General features: G+C 30.6%; 2 protein-coding genes. Both read left to right on the forward strand.

Going from position 1 to position 1,589, the window contains the following annotated elements; translation table 11 throughout:
- Positions 1 to 55: 55 nt before the first annotated feature.
- Positions 56 to 922, forward strand: coding sequence for a restriction endonuclease (locus tag G551_RS0112320; RefSeq protein WP_027885842.1), 867 nt, complete (start codon positions 56 to 58; stop codon positions 920 to 922).
- A gap of 164 nt (positions 923 to 1,086) precedes the next feature.
- Complete coding sequence (locus G551_RS0112325) at positions 1,087 to 1,536, forward strand: hypothetical protein (RefSeq protein WP_027885843.1); 450 nt, start codon at positions 1,087 to 1,089, stop codon at positions 1,534 to 1,536.
- Positions 1,537 to 1,589 lie beyond the last annotated feature (53 nt).

Raw genomic sequence — 1,589 nt, forward strand, 5'->3', positions numbered from 1 at the left:
CAATCCGCAACTGATTGTTATACAAGACCGTTGCCACACATTTGAACCAAAATTAATGGATAAAAATTTTACTTATAAATACGACGATTTATTCAATCCGCTTATTAAAGCATTAAAAAAATTAGGAGGTTCTGGTTCTGTTAGCGAAATTGAAGAAGAAGTTTCTCAGATATTAAATTTAAGTGAAGATGCAATTAATGAAATTCATCGAGAAAGCACTACTAAATTAACTTATAGACTTGCTTGGGCCAGAAATTATTTAAAAAGATATGGTATTTTAGAAAATTCTTCACGAGGAGTTTGGGCATTAACTGAAAAAGGACAAAAAACTGAAGAGGTTAATCAAGCAAAAGTTAAAAGAACGGTTGTAAAAATTGACAAAGAAGAAAGAAGCAAAAAATCTGACAAACCAAAAATAAATGAACCATCGATAGATGGAACAACAGAAGAAATTGAAGAGTTTGAATGGCAGGATAAATTGATTCAAACAATTAGAAAAATCAATCCTGACCAATTTGAGCGTTTATGTCAACGTCTTTTGAGAGAATTAGGTTTTGTAAATGTAGAAGTGACCGGAAAAACTAATGACGGAGGAATAGATGGTAAAGGGATTTATAAAATTGGAAGTGTTCTTTCATTTCACGTAGTATTTCAAGCAAAAAGATATAAAGGTTCTGTGTCTTCATCAACTATTCGAGATTTTAGAGGAGCTATGAGTGGTAGAGCCGATAAAGGTTTAATACTTACAACAGGAAGTTTTACAAGAGAAGCTAAAAAAGAAGCTGCTCGAGATGGAGCAATTCCGATTGATTTAATTGATGGAAATGAATTTGCAGAAAGATTAAAAGAATTAAATTTAGGGGTTTCAATTGAAATGGTAGAAGAAGTGAAAATTAAAACTGAATTCTTCAAGAATATATAAAAAACGTGAGGCAACACCGTATAACAACAATTGCGGCTTTGTGTCCTGCGGACACAACCGCGCAAGCATAAAAGTCGGTAATTTTAGCTATCTTAGTTTCTAAACAATCCGCAACTGATTGTTATACAAGACCGTTAGCTGTAAGTTGAATAAAATTTTATGAATTGAATAACAATCTTAAATATTTAATCTATCTCTGCATCGCAATAATTGGAATTGGAACACTTCCAAATCTAATATTGAGACCAATTTGGTCTTCTGGAATTGCAGCTTTAAATATTTTATTGAATAGCTTTATTACACCAATTATTTTGCTAATAGTAACAAAATGGATAAATAAAAAATTTGATAAAGATTGGTGGATATTAAATTATTTATTATTAATTGGAGCTGTATGTTTATCTATTTATTTAGGTTTCTTGAATTGGACACATTGGGCGGATAAAACACCTGGTGGCTGGGGAAGTGAAAATGTTGATAAAGGAACTTTTATGATTATAAATCTAGAATTGATGATAGGACTTGGAATTATTGGTTTTGCTTTATTGATTAAAATAATAACAAAAATTACTAGCATAATAAAAAAACCTACAGCTAACAAAGAACTGAGGTAAAAAGCAACTCTTTTCTTCCTTAATTTTAGAGCATATTTATCCTGTACTAAAAC

The sequence above is a fragment of the Mesonia mobilis DSM 19841 genome (assembly GCF_000423405.1).
Taxonomy (GTDB): Bacteria; Bacteroidota; Bacteroidia; order Flavobacteriales; family Flavobacteriaceae; genus Mesonia; species Mesonia mobilis.